General features: G+C 63.3%; 28 protein-coding genes. 18 read left to right on the forward strand and 10 right to left on the reverse strand.

Features of this window, described 5'->3' with window-relative positions; translation table 11 throughout:
• Positions 1 to 51: 51 nt before the first annotated feature.
• The 3 genes from RF641_RS05500 (at position 52) to RF641_RS05510 (ending at position 2,345) form a co-directional block, all read left to right on the forward strand.
• Positions 52 to 1,299, forward strand: coding sequence for a CynX/NimT family MFS transporter (locus tag RF641_RS05500; protein ID WP_244910847.1), 1,248 nt, complete (start codon positions 52 to 54; stop codon positions 1,297 to 1,299).
• 174 nt (positions 1,300 to 1,473) lie between these two features.
• Positions 1,474 to 1,782: a prevent-host-death family protein gene (locus RF641_RS05505; RefSeq protein ID WP_220668549.1), complete on the forward strand. Its 309-nt coding sequence runs from the start codon at positions 1,474 to 1,476 to the stop codon at positions 1,780 to 1,782.
• Positions 1,783 to 1,814: 32 nt separating this feature from the next.
• Positions 1,815 to 2,345 carry a type II toxin-antitoxin system RelE family toxin gene (locus tag RF641_RS05510; RefSeq protein WP_424572727.1) on the forward strand — a complete coding sequence of 177 codons (531 nt, stop codon included), beginning with the start codon at positions 1,815 to 1,817 and terminating at the stop codon, positions 2,343 to 2,345.
• A gap of 129 nt (positions 2,346 to 2,474) precedes the next feature.
• Here RF641_RS05510 and RF641_RS05515 read toward each other — a convergent pair whose 3' ends face one another.
• Positions 2,475 to 3,245, reverse strand: a complete 771-nt coding sequence (locus tag RF641_RS05515; RefSeq protein ID WP_113607076.1) for a DUF2786 domain-containing protein — start codon at positions 3,243 to 3,245, stop codon at positions 2,475 to 2,477.
• A gap of 262 nt (positions 3,246 to 3,507) precedes the next feature.
• On the opposite strand from RF641_RS05515, the gene RF641_RS05520 reads away from it, so the two are divergent.
• Entirely contained in the window at positions 3,508 to 3,648 is a 141-nt protein-coding gene (locus RF641_RS05520; RefSeq protein WP_181728092.1) for a hypothetical protein, read from the forward strand.
• Positions 3,649 to 3,730: 82 nt separating this feature from the next.
• On the opposite strand, the gene RF641_RS05525 is transcribed toward RF641_RS05520, so the two are convergent.
• Positions 3,731 to 4,408: an IclR family transcriptional regulator gene (locus RF641_RS05525; RefSeq protein ID WP_047120217.1), complete on the reverse strand. Its 678-nt coding sequence runs from the start codon at positions 4,406 to 4,408 to the stop codon at positions 3,731 to 3,733.
• 188 nt (positions 4,409 to 4,596) lie between these two features.
• Between RF641_RS05525 and RF641_RS05530 the strand changes: the two genes are divergently transcribed.
• Positions 4,597 to 6,507, forward strand: coding sequence for an FAD-dependent monooxygenase (locus RF641_RS05530; RefSeq protein WP_047120216.1), 1,911 nt, complete (start codon positions 4,597 to 4,599; stop codon positions 6,505 to 6,507).
• Positions 6,508 to 6,622: 115 nt separating this feature from the next.
• The gene (locus RF641_RS05535; protein WP_424572728.1) at positions 6,623 to 7,342 is read left to right on the forward strand and encodes an AAA family ATPase; all 720 of its coding nucleotides are present in this window, start codon (positions 6,623 to 6,625) and stop codon (positions 7,340 to 7,342) included.
• A gap of 1 nt (position 7,343) precedes the next feature.
• Here the strand turns inward: RF641_RS05535 and RF641_RS05540 are convergent, their stop codons facing one another.
• Both RF641_RS05540 and RF641_RS05545 read right to left on the reverse strand, forming a co-directional pair.
• Positions 7,344 to 8,285: an ornithine cyclodeaminase family protein gene (locus tag RF641_RS05540; protein ID WP_424572729.1), complete on the reverse strand. Its 942-nt coding sequence runs from the start codon at positions 8,283 to 8,285 to the stop codon at positions 7,344 to 7,346.
• Entirely contained in the window at positions 8,282 to 9,298 is a 1,017-nt protein-coding gene (locus RF641_RS05545; protein WP_424572730.1) for a proline racemase family protein, read from the reverse strand. Before RF641_RS05545 ends, RF641_RS05540 begins: the two co-directional genes overlap by 4 nt.
• Before the next feature lie 217 nt (positions 9,299 to 9,515).
• Between RF641_RS05545 and RF641_RS05550 the strand changes: the two genes are divergently transcribed.
• Positions 9,516 to 10,346, forward strand: a complete 831-nt coding sequence (locus tag RF641_RS05550) for a PspA/IM30 family protein (protein WP_424572731.1) — start codon at positions 9,516 to 9,518, stop codon at positions 10,344 to 10,346.
• 266 nt (positions 10,347 to 10,612) lie between these two features.
• Positions 10,613 to 10,864, forward strand: a complete 252-nt coding sequence (locus RF641_RS05555) for an alpha/beta fold hydrolase (RefSeq protein WP_424572732.1) — start codon at positions 10,613 to 10,615, stop codon at positions 10,862 to 10,864.
• A gap of 68 nt (positions 10,865 to 10,932) precedes the next feature.
• On the opposite strand, the gene RF641_RS05560 is transcribed toward RF641_RS05555, so the two are convergent.
• Genes RF641_RS05560 through RF641_RS05570 form a run of 3 tightly spaced genes read right to left on the reverse strand, consistent with a single transcriptional unit; the run spans position 10,933 to position 13,738 of the window.
• On the reverse strand, positions 10,933 to 11,787 hold the full coding sequence (locus RF641_RS05560; RefSeq protein WP_113607072.1) for a hypothetical protein: 855 nt from the start codon (positions 11,785 to 11,787) through the stop codon (positions 10,933 to 10,935).
• The gene (locus RF641_RS05565) at positions 11,784 to 12,473 is read right to left on the reverse strand and encodes a response regulator transcription factor (protein WP_047120212.1); all 690 of its coding nucleotides are present in this window, start codon (positions 12,471 to 12,473) and stop codon (positions 11,784 to 11,786) included. Before RF641_RS05565 ends, RF641_RS05560 begins: the two co-directional genes overlap by 4 nt.
• Positions 12,461 to 13,738 (reverse strand): sensor histidine kinase, encoded by a 1,278-nt coding sequence (locus RF641_RS05570; RefSeq protein WP_424572733.1) that lies wholly within the window; start codon positions 13,736 to 13,738, stop codon positions 12,461 to 12,463. The genes RF641_RS05565 and RF641_RS05570 overlap by 13 nt, the downstream gene beginning before the upstream one ends.
• 105 nt (positions 13,739 to 13,843) lie before the next feature.
• Between RF641_RS05570 and RF641_RS05575 the strand changes: the two genes are divergently transcribed.
• Together RF641_RS05575 and RF641_RS05580 are read left to right on the forward strand one after the other, a co-directional pair.
• A complete protein-coding gene (locus RF641_RS05575; protein WP_424572734.1) occupies positions 13,844 to 14,329 on the forward strand; it encodes a 2'-5' RNA ligase family protein in 486 nt (161 codons plus the stop codon).
• Between the two features lie 114 nt (positions 14,330 to 14,443).
• A complete protein-coding gene (locus tag RF641_RS05580; RefSeq protein ID WP_047120209.1) occupies positions 14,444 to 15,289 on the forward strand; it encodes an SGNH/GDSL hydrolase family protein in 846 nt (281 codons plus the stop codon).
• On the opposite strand, the gene RF641_RS05585 is transcribed toward RF641_RS05580, so the two are convergent.
• Positions 15,290 to 15,712 (reverse strand): VOC family protein, encoded by a 423-nt coding sequence (locus RF641_RS05585; protein WP_047120208.1) that lies wholly within the window; start codon positions 15,710 to 15,712, stop codon positions 15,290 to 15,292.
• Positions 15,713 to 15,881: 169 nt separating this feature from the next.
• Between RF641_RS05585 and RF641_RS05590 the strand changes: the two genes are divergently transcribed.
• On the forward strand, positions 15,882 to 16,055 hold the full coding sequence (locus RF641_RS05590; protein ID WP_424572735.1) for a hypothetical protein: 174 nt from the start codon (positions 15,882 to 15,884) through the stop codon (positions 16,053 to 16,055).
• Between the two features lie 124 nt (positions 16,056 to 16,179).
• Here RF641_RS05590 and RF641_RS05595 read toward each other — a convergent pair whose 3' ends face one another.
• A complete protein-coding gene (locus RF641_RS05595; RefSeq protein WP_082123998.1) occupies positions 16,180 to 16,602 on the reverse strand; it encodes an acyl-CoA thioesterase in 423 nt (140 codons plus the stop codon).
• A gap of 266 nt (positions 16,603 to 16,868) precedes the next feature.
• Between RF641_RS05595 and glsA the strand changes: the two genes are divergently transcribed.
• From glsA to RF641_RS05630, 7 genes are all read left to right on the forward strand, one after another.
• A complete protein-coding gene (glsA, locus tag RF641_RS05600) occupies positions 16,869 to 17,894 on the forward strand; it encodes a glutaminase A (RefSeq protein ID WP_047120938.1) in 1,026 nt (341 codons plus the stop codon).
• A 326-nt stretch (positions 17,895 to 18,220) separates the two neighbouring features.
• On the forward strand, positions 18,221 to 18,772 hold the full coding sequence (locus RF641_RS05605; RefSeq protein ID WP_424572736.1) for an alternate-type signal peptide domain-containing protein: 552 nt from the start codon (positions 18,221 to 18,223) through the stop codon (positions 18,770 to 18,772).
• A gap of 6 nt (positions 18,773 to 18,778) precedes the next feature.
• Complete coding sequence (locus RF641_RS05610) at positions 18,779 to 19,387, forward strand: hypothetical protein (protein WP_424572737.1); 609 nt, start codon at positions 18,779 to 18,781, stop codon at positions 19,385 to 19,387.
• Positions 19,384 to 19,953 (forward strand): signal peptidase I, encoded by a 570-nt coding sequence (locus tag RF641_RS05615; RefSeq protein WP_047120206.1) that lies wholly within the window; start codon positions 19,384 to 19,386, stop codon positions 19,951 to 19,953. The genes RF641_RS05610 and RF641_RS05615 overlap by 4 nt, the downstream gene beginning before the upstream one ends.
• On the forward strand, positions 19,950 to 20,615 hold the full coding sequence (locus tag RF641_RS05620) for a hypothetical protein (RefSeq protein ID WP_424572738.1): 666 nt from the start codon (positions 19,950 to 19,952) through the stop codon (positions 20,613 to 20,615). Before RF641_RS05615 ends, RF641_RS05620 begins: the two co-directional genes overlap by 4 nt.
• The gene (locus RF641_RS05625; protein ID WP_424572739.1) at positions 20,612 to 21,187 is read left to right on the forward strand and encodes a SipW-dependent-type signal peptide-containing protein; all 576 of its coding nucleotides are present in this window, start codon (positions 20,612 to 20,614) and stop codon (positions 21,185 to 21,187) included. Before RF641_RS05620 ends, RF641_RS05625 begins: the two co-directional genes overlap by 4 nt.
• A 1-nt stretch (position 21,188) precedes the next feature.
• Positions 21,189 to 22,316 (forward strand): hypothetical protein, encoded by a 1,128-nt coding sequence (locus RF641_RS05630; protein ID WP_424572740.1) that lies wholly within the window; start codon positions 21,189 to 21,191, stop codon positions 22,314 to 22,316.
• A 38-nt stretch (positions 22,317 to 22,354) separates the two neighbouring features.
• On the opposite strand, the gene RF641_RS05635 is transcribed toward RF641_RS05630, so the two are convergent.
• Complete coding sequence (locus tag RF641_RS05635) at positions 22,355 to 22,963, reverse strand: TetR/AcrR family transcriptional regulator (protein ID WP_424572741.1); 609 nt, start codon at positions 22,961 to 22,963, stop codon at positions 22,355 to 22,357.
• Positions 22,964 to 22,998 lie beyond the last annotated feature (35 nt).

Genomic DNA, 22,998 nt, shown 5'->3' on the forward strand with positions numbered 1-22,998 from the left:
AAGCGGCGCCGGATAGGCCGGGAGCGCCCGGCCCGATAGTCTGTGCCTACTATGTCTGATTTTTCCCCGCCCCGCCTTGCGCTGCCCAAAGGATTCGGCGTCCTGCTGGTCCTGGCCATCATCTTGGCGTCGATCAACTTGCGCCCTGCAGTCACCTCGCTCGGGACGCTGCTGGATCCGGCCATCGAGGACCTGCAGATGAACGGGTTCATCGCAGGCATGATCACCGGAGTCCCTCCGCTGTGCTTCGCGCTGCTGGGACCGCTGGCCCCGCGCCTGACAGGCAAGCGCGGGCCGGAACTGGTCGTGATCGCCGCCATGGGCGCCATCCTCGCCGGAATCCTGCTTCGGTCGGCCGCGCCGGAAACCTGGACATTCCTGCTGTGCACCGCGTTGGCGCTGGCCGGAATCGCGGTGGGCAACATCCTGATGCCGGTGCTGGTCAAGCGGTGGTTCCCGCACAAGATCGGCGTGGTCACCGGGGCATACACCACGGCGGTGGCGCTGGGCGCCTCGGCTGTGGCAGGAGTGGCCGTCCCGGTCAATGACATGCTCGGCGGCCACTGGCGCATCGGTTTGGCGGTGTGGGCGCTACCCGCGCTGCTGGCCCTGGCGGTCTGGCTTGTTGTCTACCTCGGCTTGCGCTCCCAGATCGCCGCGCAGCATGGCGAATTCGGACGGAACCATGTCCAGGCCGCAACCATAGGCCCCATGTACAAAAATCCGACGGCCTGGTGGGTTGCCTTGTTCTTCGCCGGGCAGTCCTCGGTCGCCTATATCTTCATGGGTTGGGCTCCGAAGATCTTCGCCGATTTGGGCATGGATCCCATCGAAGCCGGTGCGCTGCTGGCGATCCTGCTAGGCGTGGGTGTCCCGTTGTCATTTGTGATGCCAGCGCTGGCCGCGCGGTTCACCCACCAAGGGCCGTTGGTGATCATCAACGGCGTGGCCGGGCTTATCGCGGTGGCCGGCATGCTCACTTTCCCGCTGGAAGGCGCCTATCTCTGGGTGATCCTGTTGGGCATCTGCGGATCGAATTTCCCGCTCGCCCTGACCATGATCGGGCTGAAAGCCCACAGCGCCGCCGGGGTAGCGAAGCTTTCGGCCTTCGGACAGTCGGCCGGCTACTTGATCGCGTTCCCCGGTCCGTTCGCCGTCGGGGCGCTGTATGAGGTCACCGGGTCATGGACCTCACCCATCTGGCTTATCGCGGCGTTGATCGTGTTCCAGACCTACACCGGAATCATGGCCGGGCGCCCGCGCTATATCGAAGACCAGCAGCGCACGCAGGTGCGTTGATACCAATTTGCCGTTGGCATCTCGTGCAACGCGTTTAGCGGCCCATGAAACGGTTGCACCCAAGCAAACGAGTGCGAGCTGCTTGGCGTACCTCCAGCTCGCTGTCAGCCTAGCCCGAACGGGTAGCGTCGACCATGCCTAGAAAATCTAGGCAGAAATCTATATAGTTTTTTTATGGCCACCATGAGTATTACAGACGCATCCCGTACGGGAATTTCGGCATTGGTAACCGCTGCTGAAGAAGGCAAAGATACGTCTTTGTCACGCCACGGAAAGGTTGTGGCTGAAATCGTGTCAGCTAGGGAGATCGCGCAATTACGCCGTGATCGCGAAACCCTTCGGGATGCTGCTCTGGTAATGGCGCGCTTCGCAACAGATAGCGGGGTGCGTACCGATCTGGATCAAGCCATGGAGTTCTTCAACTTGAATCGTGCGGAGCTCGAAGCGGAGAACGCTCGCGAAGCCGATCCTGAGAATTCGTGAATCAGCCCGGGGAACGGTTGTGCATCGTCCGGTTGACCGAAGACGCGGTAGCTGACCTCTATCGACTGCATAGGAAAGATCCCTGGATCGTACGCGCCGTTTTCAAGAAGATGCTCCTATTGGAAAAGTCACCCGATGCGGGGGAGCCCTTGCTTGGTGCCCTGATTGGTTTTCGTAAACTCGTCGTGGGAGACAGGGACTGGAGAATTGTTTGGCGCGTTACCGAAGATGCGTCCGGCGTACCAGTGCTCGATATTTCTGAAGTGTGGGCAGTCGGTGTCCGCTCGGACGGAGAAGTGCATGACGAGCTGACCCGGCGGGTCGCACGCATGGGCGATGATCCTCGGGTTCAGCCACTCAAAGACGTCATTGTTCAAATGGGCAGACTCTATGAATCGATCGAAGCTACGCCCGAACCCCAGCAAGGAACTGGTCTCCCGGAATGGATGGAAACCGCATTGAAGGAACAGTTGCATCTTTCGAAGCAAGCCATCTCGCTACTTACCGAACATCAAGCGCAGCAAAAGCTGATGGAGCACTGGTCCCAGAATCGAGGCAACTAGCCAGCGTGTCGAACATGGTGCTCAAGAATTCCAGTTGCTGTTGGCTAATGGACCGGGAACCCGGACCCGTCTGAGATCGGCGGGCAAGCAATTTGACGGCCTCGCAAGCGGAATGAGCGGATCCACGATTTAGCCGGCAATGGCATCCGGAGCCTCATTGGACCCGTCCACGTGTTTGCCGATTCCCAAGTCCGCCCGTCGCCCGGCCGCTTGCCCGGCGAGCACGGCTCCCATGCTGCCCCTGCTCGCCCGGTTTCTGGAAGCGCGCAGGTACGGGTAGTTGTCGCTGACAAACTCGTCGACCTGGTGTTTGCGGTCCACCAAGACCAAGTCGGTTCCCGTTCCGGCTTGGGCGCTTTCCTCCTGGTAGAGCCCCTGGATCCTCATGGCGACCTGCACGTAGAAGCTGCGCTGGAATTCCCGCCGCTCGATCTGCTTTGCCGAATCGGTCCACAGCGCTGACTGGAATTTCCCCTCGGTATCCCACCAATGGGTCATGGCAAGGGTTGCTTGGATGACCAGCGACGAAAAGAGCGTCTTTACGGTTGCCACATCGGATTCGTGGCCGATGATGTAGAGCCTGCATGAATTCGAGTAGTTGGTCTGGAGGAGCGTGACGGTGCGGAACGCTCGCCCAACTTGCGACAGGCCGTCGCGCTGTCCCAGCCGATAGACGCCGTGCATCTCGAAGTGTTCCTCGATGATGGCTTCTTGCTTCTTGCCCTGGTGCGCGGATTGCGCATCGAGTTCCGCCCTGCCGATGCCGTAGCGCACCATCAGCCGCTCGGCATGTTCCTGGAAGGCCTGGGCCTCGTGCGGGTAGCTGGTGTTTTCGGCCTTGTTCAGCAGGAGCGTGATGCGCTCCTTCAGGCGCTGGAGCTTGTGTTCTGAATTCTTCATGATGCTTTCCTTGGCGGTGGCGAGCAGGCTTCGGATGAAGCCGGCGGGGCGTTCTCAGGCCCAGTGTGGCACGACGGAGGAAAGTCGGCTGACAGGGATGTGGATAACTACTTTGTACCAGTTGAAACGGACATAAATCGGCTCTAGCCGGTTTGCGGAACCGCGCGTAGAGTGAAGGAACCCAACTGGTCCTGTGGTTTTTGGTTCAGGGACCCCAAGTGAACTCCGAGAGGTTGTCATGGGAGATTTTCGGACATACACCATGGAAGAACGCGCCACCTACCTTGCTCCGCCCTGCGAACGCTGCGGGCAGCACCGCCATGTGGTCTGGGAAAAGGTCGAAGGCACCAACGGCTACAAGCCGCGCGATGCCGGTTGCTCCAACGAAGCCTGCACCGCCTAGCTCGAGGAGCTGCGGCAACGGCAAGAGCCGGGAAAACTGTTCACGCAGTTTTCCCGGCTCTTGCCGTCTGAGCGGAATCGTCCTAGATCCGCAGGCCCAGCGTGGAGGAGATGCGCACGGAGGCTTCGGCGAGCACCGAGGCGATATGCTGTTCGTCCAGATCGCGCGGGGGATAGATGACCGCGATGGCGGCCGGCTTGCCCTGTGGCAGCAACAGCGGCACGGCGATCGATGTCAGTCCCGGGATCACCTCGTCGTGGCTGAATTCGAAGTCCTTGGCGGGGTATTGCTCGGGATGGAGCTGGGAACGGATGACGCGTCCCGGAGCCCCGTTGTCGATGGGGTGCCGGGTGCCCGGGCGCTGGGCCACGGTGGCATCGGCCAGCCGGGGTTCGGCGGTGCTCAGTGTGACGGCGGCTTCGCCGTCGAAAACCACCAGCAGGGCGGTCATCTGCAGCTGGTCCGACACCGTGGCTAGATGCGGGGCGGCGGCGGCTTGCAGGGACTTGGCGACGTTGCGGGCCAGGGCGCCCAGCCGGGCGCCGAGTTCCAGGTCTCCGGAGGGCATACGCTCGACGAACCCGTACTGCTCGAAGGTCTTCACCAAGCGGTAGGCCATCGATCGGTGGATGCCCAGTGCCTCGGCGAGTTCGGGAACGCTGAGCGGCCGCGTGGATTCACCGATCAGGGTCAGTGCTTCCAGCCCGCGTCCCAGGGTCTGGGATCCGCCTTCAATGCTGCCCTTGGAGGTTTTGGTCATTGAACAATCTTTTCATTGCGGGCGTGGAGCACCGCATTTTCACGTATCGGAAGTGACGCAGGTCGACAACGCTTGTGACCTACGTCTTGAAGACAGCGTACTTGAAAGCTACTCTTGTATCTATAGTTACAACCGTGTCGCAAATATAGAGACAAAGATGTTTGTGTGACACCTCGAGGAGCCAAATAATGCAGATTCACCACAGGGGCTACGTCTCCGGAGATCCACGCGTCAAGCCTGCCGAGGGCTATGGCATTGACCGTTCCATGGAAATCCCTGATGAGATGGATGTGCTGATTGTCGGCACCGGCCCGGCCGCCGCAGTGGTCACCGCGCAGCTGTCCCGCTTCCCAAGCATCAACGCCCGCGCCATCGAGCTGCGTCCGGGCCGTCTGGACGTCGGCCAGGCTGACGGCATCCAGGCTCGTTCGGTGGAGACCTTCCAAGCCTTCGGTTTCGCCAACGAGGTTGTCGAGGAGGCCTACCGCAACGTTGAAATGTGCTTCTGGACCCCCGATCCGGAGAATCCAGCCAACATCAAGCGCCACTCCCGCGCGGCCGATGACTCCACCGGCATGAGCGAATTCCCGCACATCTACGTGAACCAGTCGCGCATCCTGGACTACTTCCTGCGTGACGCCGAGCGCGCCCCGGGCAAGATCGTCCCGGACTACGGAGTCGAGTTCCTCGACTGCGACATCGACCCGGAAGCCGAGTACCCGGTCACCGCGCGCATCAAGTACTGCGCCGGCGAGCGTTCCGGCGAGGAGCGCACCGTCAAGGCCAAGTACCTGGTCGGCGGCGACGGCGCCCGCAGCTCCGTGCGCCGCTCCCTGGGCCACAAGCTGCACGGCGACGCCTCGATGCACGCCTGGGGCGTCATGGACGTCATGGTCAACACCGACTTCCCGGACATCCAGGTCAAGTGCTCCATCCAGTCCCACGACGCGGGCAACATCCTGCTCATCCCTCGCGAGGGCGGCTACCTGGTGCGCTTCTACGTGGACCTGGGCGAACTGACTGCCGAGGACGCCGGCGCCATCCGCAAAACCCCGGTGGAAGAGATCGTTGCGACCGCAAACCGCATCATCCACCCGTACACCATGGACGTGAAGAACGTCGCCTGGTTCTCCGTGTACGAGGTGGCCCACCGCATCACCGACGGCTTCGACGACGTCTCCGAGGACGAGCGCGGCTCCCGCACCCCGCACGCCTTCATCATGGGCGACGCCTGCCACACCCACTCGGCCAAGGCCGGCCAGGGCATGAACGTTTCCATCCAGGACGGCTTCAACCTCGGTTGGAAGCTGGCCGCGGTGCTCGAAGGCCGCGCCCCGGAATCCCTGCTGGATTCCTACGCCGAAGAGCGCAAGGTCATCGCCCAGAACCTGATCGACTTCGACAAGGAATGGTCCACCCTGATGGCCAAGTCCGTGGACGACTGGGAAGATCCGGACGAGCTGGAGAAGTACTACACCAAGACCATGGAGTTCCCCGCCGGCTTCATGACCCAGTACACCAAATCCTCCATCACCACCGGCACCGAGCACCAGGCGCTGGCCGCGGGCTTCCCGGTGGGCAAGCGCTTCAAATCCGCCGAGGTCATCCGCCGCTCGGATAACCGCTGGCGCCACCTGGGCCACCTGCACGAGGCGGACGGCCGCTGGCGCGTCTACGCCTTTGCCGACCAGGCCGCCCCGGCGCTGGAAGGCACCGCCATGGCTGACTTCGCCGCCTGGTGGAGCCAGGATGAAGCCTCGCCGCGCAACCTGTACACCCCGGCCGGGGGCGATGAGGATGCTGTCTTCGACCTCAAGGCGGTCTACCAGCAGGACTACACCGAGGTGGAGCTGCACGACGTGCCCAAGGCGTTCCAGCCGGTCAAGGTTCCCTTCGGCCTGCACGACATCAACCAGGTGTTCTGCGCCGGCCACGGCCGCGACATCTTCCGCGACCGCGAGATCAGCACCGACGGCGCCATCGTGGTGGTCCGCCCGGACCAGTACGTGGCAGGCATCTTCCCACTGACCGCCCGCGCGGAGATCGCTGACTTCTTCGCCGGGAACATGGTTCCGGTCAAGAACAGCATCAAGGCCTAGCCTGGCCGCTTGAACACAGATCGGCGGCAGCCGGCGGTCCCTCGGGGCCGCCGGCTGCCGCCGTGTTGCGTGCGGGAGCCTGTTCCGGGGGGGGTGGGTTTGGTAGCGTCGGGGCATGAGCGGATTCCTTGACTTCCAACCGGTGCGGCGCGTGGCCGAGCATTCCCTGGCCCCGATGCCGCGCGGTGCTTGGCCGGCCACCATCCCCGCCGTGGCGCAGCTGCTCGACGACGGCCTGGAGCTGGCGCCGCTGACGGTGCTGGTGGGGGAGAACGGCTCGGGGAAATCCACCATCGTTGAAGCCATCGCCGCCGCCTACGGGCTGAACGCGGAGGGCGGCACCATCAACGCGCGCCACCAGACCCAGCCCACCGAATCGCGGCTTTCAGGGCATCTGCAGCTGGTGCGCAGCGCGGGGGCTTCGCGGGCAGGGGTGTTCCTGCGTGCCGAAACCATGCACGGGCACTTCGCCTACCTGGATTCCATCGACTCCGCCGGGATGCACAACTTCCAGAGCCACGGCGAATCCTTCATCGAGTTCTTCACCGACCGCTCGCGGATCAACGGCTTATGGATCTTCGATGAAGCGGAGTCGGCCCTGTCCTTCAACGGCTGCCTGATGCTGCTCTCGCACATCAGCGACCTGCTCAGGTCCGGATCCCAGGTCATCATGTCCACCCACTCGCCGATCCTCGCCTCCCTGCCGCGGGCAAGGCTCTACGAGATCGGCGAATGGGGACTGCGCGAAAGCACCTACGACGACCTGGAGATGGTGCGCAACTGGCGGCTGTTCCTCGATGCGCCGGGGCGCTACCTGCGGCATTTCGAGAACTGAGTCATTCCGACTCGGCCTCAACCGCCGCCCCGGCCAGGACCAGGTCCTCCCAGGCCATGCCCGAGCTCTTGAAGACCACCGGCCCGTTCCCGCGCAGCAGCTGCGGCTCCCGGACCGCGCGGGCCATCGGCACCAGGTCCTGCGCTGACAGCTCGCCCTCGGTGATGGCCATGACGACATCGCCGCATTCACGCAGCGCGGTGGCGATATCCTCGACCACCACGGTGGAGCGTCCCAGCAGGGCCGCGGGCAGCTCGCGGGCGTCCGGCTCGTGGGAGCCCACGGCCACCACCACGGCGCAGGGGTTGATCAGCTGCGCATCGAACAGCGGCTGGCGGGCGGTGGTGGTGCAGATGACCAGCCCGGCTGCCGCGGTGGCTTCTTCAGCCCTGGCGCTGCCGGCTGCCGCCACCTCAATGTCCTCTAGGTGCGCGTAGCTCCGCGTCGACCGCACCACGGCGGTCACCGACTCGATCTCCCGGCGGCCTTCCAGCACCGCGCGCAGGGTCAACAGGTGGGACATGCCCTGCTGCCCTGCACCGTAGAGCACCACGCGCAGCGGGCCGTCGCCGACCAGCAGGGCATCCTCGATAGCGGCCAGCGAGACCGCGGCGGTGCGCACATTGGTCAGCGCCACCCCGTCGATCAACTGGCGCGGGGTCAGCGTTTCTGAGTCGAAGAGGATGTAGGTTCCTTGGATGCGCGGCAGGTTGCGCGCGGGATTTCCCGGGGCCACGGACAGCACCTTGATGCCGGCGATGTCTCCGGCTTCCGAGGGCATGAGCAGGAACTCGCCGGAGCCCAACCGGCTGCTGATCCGCTGGTGGTCTGCGGCGGGATCGAAGCCCGCGCGCAGGGTGTCGCGCAGTGCGCGCACGGCGCGGACCGGGCTGACGCGGTCGTAGAATTCTTGGGCGGTGAGAAACGGGATCGAGATGCTCATCGCAGCACGAATCCCGGAGTCAGCTCATCGCTCGCGTCCACGATGAAGGTGTGCTCGCCGGCCTGGTAGGCGGTGCCGGTGACCTGCGGGATGACCGCGGAATACCCGTCGACCTGCTGGTGCTCCAGCACCACGGCCCGGAACTGCGATCCGACAATCGAGCCGTGCTCCAGCAGCTGGCCTTCGGCGAGGATGCCGCGGTTGGTGAGCGTAGCGATGCGTGCGCTGGTTCCCGACCCGCAGGGGGAGCGGTCCACCTCTCCGTCGGCGAAGACCGTGGCGTTGCGCTGGATCACCTCGTCACCGGTCGAGAGATCCTCGAACACGATCGTCCCGTAGATGCCGCTGAGTCGTGCATCGCTCGGGTGCTGGGCGTGGGGCGAATCGTTCAGGGCCCACTTGATTTCGCGGCCGATCGCGATGATCTCGCCATAGTTCTCGGGCGTGACGCTCAGTCCGACCGAGGCCGCATCAAGCTGGGCGTAGATGGCGCCGCCGAAGCTGACGTCCACGGTGACTTCCCCGCGCGCGGTCTGCACTGCGACGTCCTTGGAGATGACGTAGCTGGCCACGTTGATGAAATCCGCGTGGGTGACCGCACCGTGGGCATCGGTGTGGACGCGGGAGACGACCCGGCCGGAAGGCACGTCGATGACCACGTCGGTCACGCCGGTTGGATCCGGCTGCACGATGCCGTGTTCCAGGGCCCAGACGCCCAGCGCGATGGTGCCGTGGCCGCAGGCGGTGGAGAACCCGTCCTTGTGCCAGAACAGCACGCCGAAGTGCGCGCCGTCGTCGTTCGGGGCGGTGACGAAGCCGCCGTACATGTCTGCATGCCCGCGCGGCTCGAAGCACAGGATCTGGCGGATCCGCTCCACCTGGGGTGAATTCATGGCGAAGACCCGCTTGGAGGGAACATCGGGACCTTCGAGGGCCACGGGCAAGTTCGCTACGATACGGAACGGCTCGCCCGCGGTGTGGTAGTCGATGCTGGTGTACTTTTCGGGTGGCATTCAGGCTCTCCGTCGGGGTCTGGATGAAATGGAATCATGCGTGATCTCTGATTCCAGTACAGGAAGACAAGTGCTATGTAATATATTACTTCTCCTGTGGCGTCGCGGGGAGCGGCCAATCCCTTGACAGGGTGGGCGGCATCGTTGAAACAATTCGCAGATTCGGGAACCATCCATGCTTCCCCTAAGGTTAAAGAGGTAGACGAAGGGATGGCACGTGGCCAAGAAACAATCAATTTGGGCTCGAATTTTCGGTATCGGCAAGGCGAACGCTAACGCGGCAATCGACGCGCTGGAAGACCCCAAGAAGATGCTGGACCAGACCGTCCGCGACTACACGAACAACATTGCCGAAGCTGAGCAGGCGGTGGCCCAGACCATCGGCAACCTGCGCATGGCCGAGGAAGACCTGGCCAAGGCGCGGAACGAAGTGAAAGAGTGGGGTTCCAAGGCCCTGGCCGCCTCGAACAAGGCCGAGGAATTCGCCGCCGCAGGCGATGCCGCCAACCAGCAGAAGTTCAACCAGCTGGCTACTGTAGCGATCCAACGCCAGATGGCCGCGGAGAAGAAGGCCGGTGCGCTGGCTTCCACCGTGGGAACCCAGAGCGAGGTCGTTGACAAGCTCAAGGCTGGCCTGAACACCATGCAGACCAAGCGCCAGGAGCTGGTTTCCAAGCGCGACGAGCTGGTGGCCCGCGCCCGCAACGCCAAGACCCAGAACCAGATGATGGACACCATCAAGGCTCTGGACATCAACGACCCGAGCAGCGAGATCAGCCGCTTCGAGCAGAAGATCCGCCAGGACGAAGCGAAAGTCCGCGGTGCGGCCGAGCTCGCGGCGTCCTCCCTGGATTCCCAGTTCGCGCAGCTCGAGGATCTGGGTGCCGCCACTGAAGTCGACGCGCGCTTGGCCGCGATGAAGGCTGCCAATGCCCCGGCCGCCGAGATCCTGGAAGAAGCGGACGGCGCGGCGCAGCTGGAGGCCTCCGCCCCTGAAATGTCGGAAATCGAGGCGCGGCTGGCTGCCATGAAGAAGAACCAGGCCTAAAACCTCACCGAACGCACGAAAACCCGGGCAACGGGTCTGCATATCGTGCGGGGTGTCCCGGCGGACGCAGGCAATGATGCTCGGTGGTTCAATCGTTTCGAAGGGAAATCGAGAAGCAGGGCTCCACGGTGCGCGCCGTTGGAGGAGACGGTCGCCGTGCCCGAGCGCTGATTTCGCCGAATATCCCGCGTGCTGCTCGCAAACGTGGGTTTGCCGCATTCAGAGTGCCCGGCATTAAGGATGAGTCGCTGGAATTCGATTGGGCCATGGTTGAACAGATCCGTCCGCAGATCGACCAGCCGGATCCAGCGTGGCCGAGCACCTTCGCGGGTATTGCCATCCGCACGCTTGCCATCGGAGGCGGGCCGCAAAGCTTCGTCCCCTCCGAACACGTTGAACAACTCGGCCGCATCATGCCTGACTGCCGTGTGGAATCCCTGGACACCGGACATCTGGTGCATGCCACCGACCCGGAAGGGTTCGTACGGCTCGTCCGCGTGCATCTCGACCACGTTTAACGCTGCAAGGGACCCGCAAAGGGAGTGCACCGGCTTCTGCCGGCGCACTCCCTGGCTGCTTCTTTTTTCTATTCGCCGCTGGCTTCAGTTCCCGGGGTCAGCACCGCGGAGCCAGCCGATACTTCCACGCTGATCTGATGCTTGGAGCTGCTGGAATTATCCAGGTTGTTCTCCAAGGATCCCGCTGACGCATCCGACACCACGTGGTAGCTGGTGTCCGGGACAACCAAGTCCATCCAGCCGGCGCTGACCCGGGCATTGACGGAGCTTGGCGCGGTCCCGTCGAGCTCGGCCGACATGCGCCCGGCCGAAACTTCCAGGGTCGCGGTGTCCACGTCGCTGAGCACCAGGCCGGCGAATCCTGCACCGAGCTTTGCATCCACCGTATGCGCCGATCCCAGCATATTCAGTTCGCCTGCGCTGACGTCCAGCCCGAGATCGTTGAAGTTGCCGTTGGCCCGGAATTCGCCGGCTCCGAGCTCGAACTTCGCATCCAGGGTTCCGTTGTTCAGTTCTTCCGGCAGCGTCAGCTTGATCTCATTGTCGGCCTTGGTGCAGCCGAAGAAGCAGAAGTCGTTCCAGCCCGCCGGTGGGCGGACTTGCAACGTCGATCCCGACCGGTTCAGCGCCCAAGCGCTTCCCGAGGTGCTGCGGACCTCCAGCACCGCTTCGGTCGTGTCGGTGAACTGCAGCTCGAAGCTGCCGGAGTTCGCCTGGATATCCAGCGCCGTAATGCCTTTGGCATCCGCGGTCTGCACGACATGGCTGCTGTTCAGCGTGGCCATCGCGCTGCGTGCCGCACCGATCCCGACGGTCAGCAGCGCCAGCACGCCGATCACGGCCAGGATGATGTTCAGCGCCGTGGCGGACCCCCGCGGCGCGGGTTCCTGCGGGGGCAGGGGGTTCAGGGTCTGGGTGCTCATGGGTTCGTCCTGTCTGTGCGGTTGGTGCCCAGGGTTTCGATGTGGGCCAGGGCGGCCAGCACACGCCGGTTGCCCATTCCGTCGGCTTCCAGTCCGAGCTTCTGGAAGATGGAGGTGATGTATTTTTCGACGCTGGCCTCGGAGAGGAACAGCAGCGCGGCAATGGCTTGGTTGGACTTGCCCTCGGCCAAGGCTGCGAGCACGGTGCGTTCACGGTCGGTCAGCTGCTGCATTTTTGAATCATGGTTTCGCCGGGTCAACAGCTGTGCCACCACTTCCTGGTCCAGTACGGTGCCGCCGGAGGCGATCTGCTCCAGGGAGGCGATGAAGTCCGCGACATCCGCCACCCGGTCCTTGAGCAGGTAGCCCAGGGCGCCGGACTGCGTGGCGATCAGATCCGAGGCGTAACGCTCCTCCACGTATTGGGAAAGCACCAGCAGCGGGAGGTTGGGGTAGCGGCCGCGGACTGCCAGCGCCGCCCGGATGCCCTCGTCCGTGTAGGTGGGCGGAAGCCTGACGTCCAGGATGCAGATCTGCGGGAAGTTCTCCGGTTCCGCAGTCTGAAGGAAGCCCATGAGTCCGGTGGTGTCCGGCAGGTCGGCCACGACCTCGTGGCCCGAGTGGGCCAGCAGGCGGACCAGGCCCTCGCGCAACAGGACCGAGTCTTCGCAGATCAAGACGCGCATGGCACGTTCACCTCCAGCGCGGTGGGACCGCCCTGCGGGCTGTCCAGCGTAATGGTTCCCCCTGCCGCGACCACGCGGTTCGAGATGCCGTCCAGTCCGCCGCCCGGGATGATGCGGGCGCCGCCGGTGCCGTTGTCCTCGATGCGGGCCCACAGCATCGGCTGCTCCTGTCCGATGGCGCGTTCGCGCACCGTGACCCGGCAGTTCGAGGCCCGCGAGTGCTTGGCCGCGTTGGTCAACGCTTCGGCGATGGCGAAATACACCGCCGCCTCCGCATGCCGGGCGTAACGCCCGGTGAGCTGGACATCGAGCTGTACAGGGATGTGCGAGCGTCCGGCGATGGCGGACAGCGCCGCGTCCAGCCCGCGGTCATCGAGCACCGAGGCGTAGATGCCCCGGGTCAGTTGCCGCAGCTCGGTGATGGCCGATTTGGTGGAGGCATGCGCCTCGGCCACCAGGGCCTTGGCCTGCTCGGGGTTGCTGTCGATCTGCTGGTGCGCCAGGCCGAGGGTCATGGCCACGGAGACCAAGCGGGGCTGGACCCCGTCGTGCAGGTCGCGTTCGATGCGGGTGCGCTCAAGCTCCGCGGCGCGCATCGCGCCTTCGCGCTGCACCGCGGTGGTGCGCACGCGTTCGGTCAGTTCGGTTTCCCGAGCGGTGGATCCGATGATTCCCACGGTGACCGCGCGGTGCATGAAGATCATGGCCACGGCCAGCGCCGCGCCGAGCAACGCGACGACCAGCATCCAGGGAGCCTGGCCGGCGGGGATATCCATGCCGAAGGGACCGGGGACGATTTCAGCCTGGGTCAGCGGGGCGAAAGCGGTGACGCACAGTCGGATCATCCATTCCAATCCACTGAGCATGGTGGCGCCGGCGAAGCATGAAATCACGAAGCTACCGAAGGCCGCCCACATCCGGCCACTGGCCAGATTGCGTCCCAGCGATCGGACATAGGCTCCGAATCCGGGGTGCTGGCGGGGGCGCCAAACCAGCGGCTCGACCCGGAGGTCGTAGAGGTCGGAAACCCTTCGAATCTCGAACCGTGCCAGGCCGAAGAGCGCGTAGAGCAAACCTGTCAGCACAAGGAGCCCGAAGCCGAGCAGGAACGTCAGCCCAACGCCCGCGGCAAACCAGGCAATGACCAGCGGGAGGACAACCACGCCGAGGGTTCCGAGGGCTGCCAGATGCAACAGCGTCAAGCCAAGTCGCAACGGGGGACGAGCAGGAAGCACGCCCGATTGGGTCTGCAGTGTTGAAGTCATGACTCAATCCTATTGAGCAGGGTTTTGCTGCAACACCGAGGGAACCGGAGAACATTGGTAGGGAAAACCCGAATGCGTGCCCGCCGAAGATGACAGACTGATGCCATGCACAATCTGGTGGCAGCAGTATTCGTTGAACCGGTGGCCCCCGACCAGTACTTCCGGCGCGAGGACTGGCCGCTGCACATCACCCTGCTGCGTTTCGACCTGCCCGAGGCTCCAGGAGTCCTGGACCGCTTTGCCGAACAGCTGTCGGAGGCCGCCCGTCCCGCGCTGGGCGTCGGGCTGGAAGTCGCCGGACAGGCCTGGTTCGGCCACCAGGAGAACCTGCTGGTGTCGCTGGTGGAGCCCGATCCGGCCCTGCAGCTGCTGCACGAGCGGCTGTGCGAAATCGTGCTGGAAAACCGGGGGCGCATTGCCTCAGTCCGCTTCACCGGCCCGGGCTATCGTCCGCACATCACCCATCACCACGGGCGCAGCCGCGCGCAAGGGGATGCCGTTGCGCTGGAACGGATCGCTCTGGTGGACATGGCCCCGGGCGCAGACCACGCGTGGCGCCAGGTGCTGCATCTGGTGCAGCAGAACAGCTGAGCAGGGCACGGTAGGCGCCCCCGCACCGTTCCTGCGTACTTCGCGGCGGGGAATTAATCTGGTGTTAGCGCCGGCTCCACCAACCGGCCAAGCGCCGAACCTAGATTGGCTCCCATGGGCAGGTTATTTGTTGCGGTGGGCGACTCATTCACCGAAGGGGTAGGGGACTGGGAACCCCGGCTGCCCAACGGGGTTCGCGGCTGGGCGGACCGCGTGGCCAAACAGCTGTCCAAGGCGGACCCCAGCTGGCGATACGCCAACCTGGCCATTCGAAGCCGGCGGCTGGATCGGATCATTAACGAGCAGATCGACGCCGCCATCGCGTTGAAGCCGGACGTCATCAGCTTCTACGCCGGCGGCAACGACATCCTGGAACTGCGGCAGGACATGGACCGTTTGCTTGACCGCTACGAAGCGGCGGTGGACCGCCTGGCCTCATCCGGGGCGCAGATCTTGCTGTTCACCGGATTCGATATCCCGGTGCATCCTGCGTTGGTCCCGTTCAAGCACCGGAACTGGAAGTTCAACGACAGGGTCCGGCAGCTGGCCCGCAAGCATCCGGATACCGTGACCTTAGTCGACTACTGGGCCTGGGACATCTACCACGACCAGCGCATGTGGGACACCGACAAGCTGCACATGAACCGTGCGGGGCACCGCTACATGGCCATCAGGATCCTGGAGATCCTCGGATCCCAGCACCAGCTCGAATTCCAACCGCTGGAAGACATAAGGTGTTTGAGCCAGGTCCAGCTTCTACAGCGGGACATCGAATGGATACGCCAGTGGGTGCTGCCGATGTTCGGCAGACGGCTGCGTGGAATCACCTTGGGCGACAGCCTCGAACCGCGCTGGGAAACACCGATCTATCCGGCGAAGGGCATGAAAAAACAGTTCCGCAGACGCCAACGGGCGGCTGCGGAACTGCTGCACGGCGATGCCGAAGGGTCTGTGCGCTGACTAGGTTCCCGGATTCTCCATGGCTTCGGGGCTCATCCACGCGATTTCCCAGACATGGCCATCGGGATCCTGCACCGCGGCCTGGTACATCCCGGGGAACGGCTCATCTGCGGGCCGGTAGATGGCCCCGCCGCCGGCCTGAGCATTGGCGACGAACTCATCGACTTCTTCGCGGGTATCCGCCGACAACGCGTTGAGGCATTCGCGATGGCCCGGGCCTAAGGCAGGCTTGTCCTCGCCCACCAGGAAGCTCGAAAAGAACTCTTCTTGCAGCACCATCACCAGAATGTTCTCTGCGATGATCCATGAGGTGGCATTCTCGTCCGAGAAGGTGTCGTTCTTGGTGAAGCCCAAGGCTGCGTAGAACTTGTCGGCCCGCGTCAGGTCCGAGGTTGGAAGGTTGACGAATATCATCCGGCTCATGGGAGTCTCTCTTCGATATTGGATGGGATCAAGGCAATTCCGTCACAGTACTCTTCCGCATGACAGGCCCATGTGCAATGGTTTTGGCGAATTTCCCGGGCGAGCGGGAAACCATGAATTTGGCATGTCGATCCCGGTCCTCAAAGTGGCCAGGCACGAGACTGGGATCATGTGGAAAACCAGCATCTCACCAGGGGCGGCGTTGGTTGTTGCCGCGCTCTTCGCCAGCATCGGAATCTGGCGTGCGCTCGATGCAAAGCCTTGGCAGGGCGGAGTAATGTTTGCGTTGGCGGCGGTCTGGATGGCGGTAGCCATGCGCCAAGCCCGGAAAACGGATCGTTAGCCGGTTCCCAGGCGACAATTCGGGCAATGGAAAACGCCGCGGCCCCGGCGCTGGTGGAGCGCGGAAGCCACGGCGGATTCGTGGACCAACAACCTGGAAATGGCTGCGGGTATCGTGCGGAAACCTAGATGAGAGCCTTGGTGATTTCCAGCGGGATACGATCGCGGGTGTAGGTGATCTGGTCGTAGCCGTGGGGTTCGGGCTTGCCGTCCGAGCCCATGTTCACGAACACCAGCTTTTCGATGGTCAGGATCGATTCCTGGGTGAAGATGTTGCGGACCTCTGCACGCAGGGTGATCGAGGTGCGTCCGAAATCGATGGCGGTCAGGCCCATCTCGATCAGGTCGCCTTCCTTGGCGGAGGCGATGAAGTTGATTTCAGACATGAACTTGGTGACCACGTGCTTGTTGCCGAGCTGGATGATCGAGTAGATCGCCGCTTCCTCGTCGATCCAGCGCAGCAGGCTGCCGCCGAAGAGCGTGCCGTTTGCGTTCAAGTCTTCTGGGCGAACCCACTTGCGCGTATGAAAAGTAATACCCTTAGCCATACTCAAAATGCTAGGTCAGGTCGGGGGCTGTTCGCTGTAAGTTGCTGCACAATGTAGGTGAAAACACACGCATTTGCGGCGTGCGGCAAGACGATGGAGACGCGGACCACCTGGGGGAAACGCCGCGGGCGTCATGCCGGGAATGCCAAAGTACGTCGAACGCGCCGGCTGGAGGTCTTCAGGGTGCCGCGTGCCAACAACCTGAGCTGTTGATAGTCTCTGAACGAAGCCAGAATTCGATTTCTTCGACGAAGAGCAAGGTGATCATGACCTATACCTCGGACGGGAATGAGAGCATTCCTACCGATTTTGATGACGTTGTCCAGCAGGTATCCACCGGTACTCTCGCCCATCAACGCATCGACGAGCTGCTGCTCGAAGCACATGAACGTTATTCGGACGTTGACGAGGGCCTGCTCGCCCACTACATACCAGTCCTGGGGCAGGTCGAGCCGGAAACCTTCGCCATTTCCATGTCGCACGTCGGCGGCACCGTGCACGGGGTGGGCGATTGCCACCACCAATTCTCCATCCAGTCCATCTCCAAGATGTTCGTTTACGCCCTGGTGCTGCAAGAGCACGGGCACGAAGTTGTCCATGAGAAGATCGGCGTCAACAACACCGGCATGCCATTCAATTCGGTGATGGCGGTCGAGCTGAACAACGGGCACCCGATGAATCCGATGGTGAACGCCGGGGCCATCGCGACGACCGAAATGATCGCAGGCAAGAGCGCCGCCAAGAAATGGGAGAACGTGCGCGAAGGGCTTTCGGCTTTTGCAGGCCGCCCGCTGACGCTGGACGACGAAGTGTACGAATCCGAATCCGAGGCAAACGAACGCAACAAGGCGCTGGGGCGGCTGCTCAAGAGCTACGGTCAGCTGGACGGAGACCCGAACAACGCGGTGGACATCTACACCAAGCAGTGTTCGCTGAACGTCACGGCGCACGATTTGGCGGTCATGGGTGCGACCCTGGCCGACGGCGGCATCAACCCCGTGACCGGCCAGCAGGTGGTCAGCGCGGATGTCTGCCGTGACACCTTGGCCACCGTCGCCACCAACGGGCTGTATGAGCGTTCCGGGGACTGGCTGTTCGAGATCGGTATCCCCGCCAAGTCCGGGGTTTCGGGAGGCATTGTCGCGGTGGCTCCGGGCAAGGGCGCCATCGGCGCGTTTTCGCCGCGCCTCGACATGGCGGGCAACTCCGTCCGCGGCCAGCTGGCCATCGGCCACCTTTCCCGTGCGCTGGGTCTGAACCTCTTCGCCTCGGCGCCTGACTCCGCCAGGTAGCCGCCACGATTCCGCATGGCTGATCGGCCATGTACCCTGGCCGGTCGGCCAGTCTTTTTTGTCGACCCGCAGCCCGTGCTTGGCCAACTGGAAAAACGACTGGCGTAATCTTTTGCGGCATCCATCGACATTCCCATACGGGCTAGTCAAGGTTGCTTTATATGCCTGTTTGGGAGTTCTCGAAATAGCCGGTTGGCGAACGGGTGGGCTGTCGAGGCTATGGTGCCTTGGGTGGTGACCGAGTGCATGTTGTGCCCGTGTGGGAATCCGGATTCACTCGAAAGTAAGTGCGCGGGGAGCGCTCGGAACTTTTGAGGATTTGAATCATGAAGAAGACAACCAAGGCAACCATTGCCGCAGCCGCCGCTGGCGTCCTGCTGGTGACCGGAGCGGGAACCGTCGCGCTGTGGCAACAGACCGAAACCGTCGACGCGGGAACCGTGGACACCGGCCACCTGACGCTCACCGTGGACGACAACGGCGTCTGGACCGACATCAGCGACGGCGGAGCAGGCGTGCCGTTCGATCCGACCACCGAGCAAATCGTTCCCGGCGACGTAGTGGCCTACACGCAGACCGTGCGGATTGACGCTGAGGGCAAGAATATCGAAGGCGCGCTGTCGGTGGGCACGCTGCAGGCGCTGCCGCCGGAGCTGCAGGACGAAATCGATCTCGGCCTTGAAATCGATGCCACGGCCGAAGGCCTGACCCAGGCCGGCAACGTGATTTCCTTTGCGGAGCAGGGTGTATACCAGGTGCCGGTTAAAATCACCGTGACCTTCCCAGCCGGAACTGCTGCATCCACGCCAACCGACACCATGGACAAGCCAATCGATCTGGACGCACTGACGCTGACGCTGGACCAGGTTCGCAGCTAGCGGTTGGTGGACTCACGAACCGGCATGCCGAAATCCCTGAAGTTCGCTGCGGCGGCGGCCGTGGTGCTGGTGCTGGGACTCAGCACCCAGACCACGGTCGCTGCTTGGCGTGCCGAAGGGCAGATCGATGCTGGGCAAGTCCGGACCGGTTCGCTGAGCCTGCTGGCGGGCAACGGCAGCTCGGCGGCGAAGGACTACGTCTTCGCCGAGCTTAATTCCCAGAATCTGCTGCCGGGGTCATTCGTGCAGGCTCCGTTGACCATCTCCAACGCCGGAACGACGCCGCTGGTTTACGGGCTGGCGGGAATCACCACGGGAACCGCATCAGGCAGCGCCAAGGACCAGGCGCTGGCGGGTGCAGGAACCATCAGCATCTATGCGGCAGTGCCGCCTGCAAGCTGCACGGGAACGCAGCAGATCAGCGGACAGCTGCTCTATTCGGGCCCGCTTAACGCGAGCGCGGCCTTCGCCAGCCCGCGCGAGCTTTCGGCCGCAGGAACCCCGTCGGCCTCCGAATCGCTGTGCGTCAGGCTCAGCCTTCCGGCCGGCACCTCGCAGGCCGCGGCCGGAGGCAGGATGGCGCCCACCCTCAGCTTCACGGGACAGCAGAAATGACGGTGCTGACGCGGGCGCAACGGCGTCGGGAAGAACAGAAAACCGGGCCGTTCTGGTGGGCCGGCCAGGTCTTGTCCTGGCTGGCGCTCTTCATCGTGCTCTGCCTGCTTGCCGTCATGGTGGTCATTCCCCGGCTCGGCGGGGCCACCGCCTACACCGTGCTGACCGGATCCATGCGGCCGGACTTCCCTCCGGGCCGGCTGGTCGTGGTCAAACCGGTTCCGGTTGAAGCCATCGAGGTGGGAGACGTGCTCACCTACCAGCTTGAATCCGGGGAACCCGGCGTGGTGACCCATCGCGTTGTCTCGGTGGCCTCGTCGCTTTCCGGCGAGCGGCAGTTCGTGCTGCGCGGAGACGCCAACAACACCGACGATGCGCCGATCGTCGCGGAACAGGTGCGCGGCAAGCTCTGGTATTCGCTGCCATGGCTCGGCTACCTGAATTCAGCGCTCAGCGCTTCGCAGCGGACCTGGCTGACTTGGCTGGCCATCGGGGGACTGCTGTCCTATTCGCTGGTGATGTTCACCGGGGCATGGCGGGAGCACCGCGGGAAGAAGGCGTCATGAAGTTCGCGGCGCCAACCAGGGCCATGCTGTCAGTGGTGCTCGCGGGCAGCCTGCTGGGCGCGGGGACCCCCGGAGCGCACGGGGACGGAGATGACCCGCGGGGCCTGAGCTACAGCGTGGACGGCGGCGAATTCCGGGAAAGCCCGGGCGAACTGTTCGGCGGAGAAATCCGGCTCGTTCCCGGAGACCGGCTGACCGGAGAGCTCTCCATCCGCAATGACCGGCCCCATCCCATCGAAGTCACGGTAAAACCAGTGGTTTCGGCCCCCGCCGCCGGGCTGAAGTTCGCGGTGGCGGGAAACCCCACGATGCGGCTGGATCCGCAGCAGCACGCAAACTTCGCCTTGGAGGCAAGCCTGCCGGTTTCTGCCGGAAATTCCTCGCAGGACCGGGAGCGGTCGCTGAGCCTGGACATCAGCGCGATCGAGGTCGCCGGCGGGATCCCGCAGGAACCCGAATCGCCGGAGGCCCCGCAGCCGCCGGGCAGTCCCCATTCTCCTGACGTGGAAGGGGATCGTCCGCCGGACGAGCTGGGATCCACCGGCTTCAGCGGCTGGGCGATCCCGCTGGCGCTAGGCATGGCCGGGGCCGGCGCAACGCTATATCTACGTTCGAAGCAACACGGCGCCCATGCGCAGGCACCCCAAGGAGCATCTCAATGAGCAGACGATTGGTACAGGTCAAGGCGATCTTGTCGATGGGAATCCTGGTAGGCCTCGGCTCGGTGTCCACCTTGGCGGCCTGGACCGGAACCGCCACGGCGACCACCAGCATCACCGCCGCAAAGGTATCGCTCGGGGTCGGAGCAACGGCCTCCAGCGCGACCTCCGAAAGCTACACCGTGCCGGTCTCCTCGGTGAACTGGTACCCGGGAGCCAGCGCCGCAGCGGTAGTTGTCGTGAAGAACACCAGCACGGTCGAGCTGCCGTATTCCATCAGGGGCAGCATCACCGACAGCGGCGGCGTCGAATTGGGCAAGGCCATGCAGGTACAGGTGAAGACCGGATCCACGGTCAGCGGCACCGCACCGAGCGCGACTTGTTCCGGCACAGCGGCCATCGTAGATAAGAAAGCTGGATCAGCTTTCGGCGGGTCAGTTGAAGTATCGACACTGGCCGCAGGCGCTTCGGAAACACTCTGCGTGCAGTACTCGCTGCCCGTGACCGCGGCCAACAACCTGCAAGGCGCCACCACGAAGCTGGACCTGGTCTTCACCGGAACGGTGGGGTCATAAGGTGGGAAACCAGGAACGGATCAAATCCGATGCACGCAACGGCAACCCGCTCCAGCGCCTTGCGCTGAATGCCGGGGCGATCCTCGGATCCTTGTGCCTGCTCATGACGCTTGCGGCTGTGCTGTTTGGGGTGAAACCGCTGGTTTTTGCCAGCGGCTCGATGGGACCCGGCATCCCCACCGGATCGTTGGGACTGGCTGTTCCCACCCTGATTGTGGAAGTTGCCATAGGCGACGTGGTTTCGGTGGTCACCAGCAACGAAGTTCGGGTGACGCACCGGGTAGCCGACAAGACCGAAGCAGGCCTGATCCTCAAGGGGGATGCCAATCCCGTCGCGGACCTGCAACCGTATGCGGTGGACAGCGCCGACAAGCTTCTGGTCAGCTTTCCGGGCTTGGGCTACCTGGTGACGTGGCTGTCCCAGCCATGGGCGTATTTCCTAGGCGGGTTGTTGTGCGCCTACCTGCTCTATCTCGCATTCTCGCGAAGCCCGCAGCCAGCAGTTGGTGAATCCGTCCCGAGAAGTTCTACCCAGAAACGCAATTCGGAGACTGATGCCGATACTTGTGCAGGATCCCCTGGGCGGGGGGACTTGCCTCGTGCTGGCATATCCCGCCTTTTGTGCATGGTGCTTGTTCTTTCGACGGCGGTCGGTTCGTTGCAACTTCGCCCTGCGGTCGAATCGACGCAGGCTGCTTTCACTTCCACGGCGAAAGCCGGGGGTACGTTGCACGGCGCCGTTATGCAACCGGCCAAGAATCTTTCATGCAAAGATAAATCCTCGCTATCCGGTAACAATGTCATCAACTTCGCATGGCAAGCTCCAGCAGCCCAGGGTTCGAAATTAACGGGATACAAGGTATCTGTCCAAGTCAACGACAGTGAAGAGAAATTCTCCGACCCCCTGCCTGTGTCTACCACCACATACTCTGTCGATATTTCCCCTTCGGGCGGGTTGCTGTCGCTCCTGATAGACCTTCTGGGCAACCTCTTTGGGTCGAAATTTGACGTGAACTTCCGCGTGTATGCGATGTATGACAACGGATGGACCGCCGCTCCCATCGTCCATTCGAAAGCGAAGGGCTCTATCGGATTACTTGGAGTGGTCAGATCGCTGCACTGCTCGTGAGTACTATCGAGCACGATGCAACGATCCGTGCCGGCAGGCTAACTGGAACGAATATTGCCTAAGCCGAGGAGAATCAGCTCAAGTCCCTTGTGAAAGGTCAGTCGCGCTCGCTGTTCCAGCTGGAGACCGGCGTCCAGCGCCTCCTTGAATTCATGCCCCGAAGAATCATTAGCTTCCCATACGATCTCGGGTGCCGCCGCATCGAGCGCCGAGCCCAGCACAAATGAATCGATGATGGTGATCGCGTGCAACCGTTCCTCCGGGGGGAACCCCGCCTTCGCGAGGGCTTCGGCCAACGCATCGTAGACCCGCAGGGTAGTGCGGTCGCGCACGGTATGGCTGGTGAGCAGCGGAATCAGTCGAGGGTGCTTTGAATACGACTCCCAGTAGGACGTGGCGATTTGCCTTACGGTTTCCTGCCAGTCCCCGGAATCGACGTCCGGCAGGCTGATCGCAGACATGGCGCGGCCGCGCATCAGCTCGATGATCTCGTCCTTGCCCGCCACATGGTTGTAGAGCGAGGATGCCGTCACGGACAGCGCCTTGGCCAGTTGCGGGAGCGTGAACTCGCCGTGCTTGTCGACCAGTTTCAACGCCGCGGCGGCAATCGCGTCCGTGCTGAGCTTGGGCTTGGAGGGACGTGCCATGGCATCCACTGCCTTCCTGTCGGGGCCTTCCACCC

Source organism: Arthrobacter sp. 'calajunan' (assembly GCF_046940185.1).
Lineage (GTDB): Bacteria > Actinomycetota > Actinomycetes > Actinomycetales > Micrococcaceae > Glutamicibacter > Glutamicibacter soli.

What these genes read in the sequence shown, in the direction of transcription:
- RF641_RS05555 (WP_424572732.1), top strand. Translation starts at nt 10,613, where the DNA reads ATGGTTGAACAGATCCGTCCGCAGATCGACCAGCCGGATCCAGCGTGG.
- RF641_RS05635 (WP_424572741.1), bottom strand. Translation starts at nt 22,963, where the DNA reads ATGGCACGTCCCTCCAAGCCCAAGCTCAGCACGGACGCGATTGCCGCC.
- RF641_RS05540 (WP_424572729.1), bottom strand. Translation starts at nt 8,285, where the DNA reads ATGAGCATCTCGATCCCGTTTCTCACCGCCCAAGAATTCTACGACCGC.
- RF641_RS05575 (WP_424572734.1), top strand. Translation starts at nt 13,844, where the DNA reads ATGCACAATCTGGTGGCAGCAGTATTCGTTGAACCGGTGGCCCCCGAC.
- RF641_RS05595 (WP_082123998.1), bottom strand. Translation starts at nt 16,602, where the DNA reads ATGGCTAAGGGTATTACTTTTCATACGCGCAAGTGGGTTCGCCCAGAA.
- RF641_RS05515 (WP_113607076.1), bottom strand. Translation starts at nt 3,245, where the DNA reads ATGAAGAATTCAGAACACAAGCTCCAGCGCCTGAAGGAGCGCATCACG.
- RF641_RS05570 (WP_424572733.1), bottom strand. Translation starts at nt 13,738, where the DNA reads ATGACTTCAACACTGCAGACCCAATCGGGCGTGCTTCCTGCTCGTCCC.
- glsA (WP_047120938.1), top strand. Translation starts at nt 16,869, where the DNA reads ATGACCTATACCTCGGACGGGAATGAGAGCATTCCTACCGATTTTGAT.
- RF641_RS05560 (WP_113607072.1), bottom strand. Translation starts at nt 11,787, where the DNA reads ATGAGCACCCAGACCCTGAACCCCCTGCCCCCGCAGGAACCCGCGCCG.
- RF641_RS05615 (WP_047120206.1), top strand. Translation starts at nt 19,384, where the DNA reads ATGACGGTGCTGACGCGGGCGCAACGGCGTCGGGAAGAACAGAAAACC.
- RF641_RS05625 (WP_424572739.1), top strand. Translation starts at nt 20,612, where the DNA reads ATGAGCAGACGATTGGTACAGGTCAAGGCGATCTTGTCGATGGGAATC.
- RF641_RS05520 (WP_181728092.1), top strand. Translation starts at nt 3,508, where the DNA reads ATGGAAGAACGCGCCACCTACCTTGCTCCGCCCTGCGAACGCTGCGGG.
- RF641_RS05505 (WP_220668549.1), top strand. Translation starts at nt 1,474, where the DNA reads ATGGCCACCATGAGTATTACAGACGCATCCCGTACGGGAATTTCGGCA.
- RF641_RS05500 (WP_244910847.1), top strand. Translation starts at nt 52, where the DNA reads ATGTCTGATTTTTCCCCGCCCCGCCTTGCGCTGCCCAAAGGATTCGGC.
- RF641_RS05590 (WP_424572735.1), top strand. Translation starts at nt 15,882, where the DNA reads ATGTGGAAAACCAGCATCTCACCAGGGGCGGCGTTGGTTGTTGCCGCG.
- RF641_RS05605 (WP_424572736.1), top strand. Translation starts at nt 18,221, where the DNA reads ATGAAGAAGACAACCAAGGCAACCATTGCCGCAGCCGCCGCTGGCGTC.
- RF641_RS05525 (WP_047120217.1), bottom strand. Translation starts at nt 4,408, where the DNA reads ATGACCAAAACCTCCAAGGGCAGCATTGAAGGCGGATCCCAGACCCTG.
- RF641_RS05620 (WP_424572738.1), top strand. Translation starts at nt 19,950, where the DNA reads ATGAAGTTCGCGGCGCCAACCAGGGCCATGCTGTCAGTGGTGCTCGCG.
- RF641_RS05585 (WP_047120208.1), bottom strand. Translation starts at nt 15,712, where the DNA reads ATGAGCCGGATGATATTCGTCAACCTTCCAACCTCGGACCTGACGCGG.
- RF641_RS05545 (WP_424572730.1), bottom strand. Translation starts at nt 9,298, where the DNA reads ATGCCACCCGAAAAGTACACCAGCATCGACTACCACACCGCGGGCGAG.
- RF641_RS05580 (WP_047120209.1), top strand. Translation starts at nt 14,444, where the DNA reads ATGGGCAGGTTATTTGTTGCGGTGGGCGACTCATTCACCGAAGGGGTA.
- RF641_RS05565 (WP_047120212.1), bottom strand. Translation starts at nt 12,473, where the DNA reads ATGCGCGTCTTGATCTGCGAAGACTCGGTCCTGTTGCGCGAGGGCCTG.
- RF641_RS05535 (WP_424572728.1), top strand. Translation starts at nt 6,623, where the DNA reads ATGAGCGGATTCCTTGACTTCCAACCGGTGCGGCGCGTGGCCGAGCAT.
- RF641_RS05530 (WP_047120216.1), top strand. Translation starts at nt 4,597, where the DNA reads ATGCAGATTCACCACAGGGGCTACGTCTCCGGAGATCCACGCGTCAAG.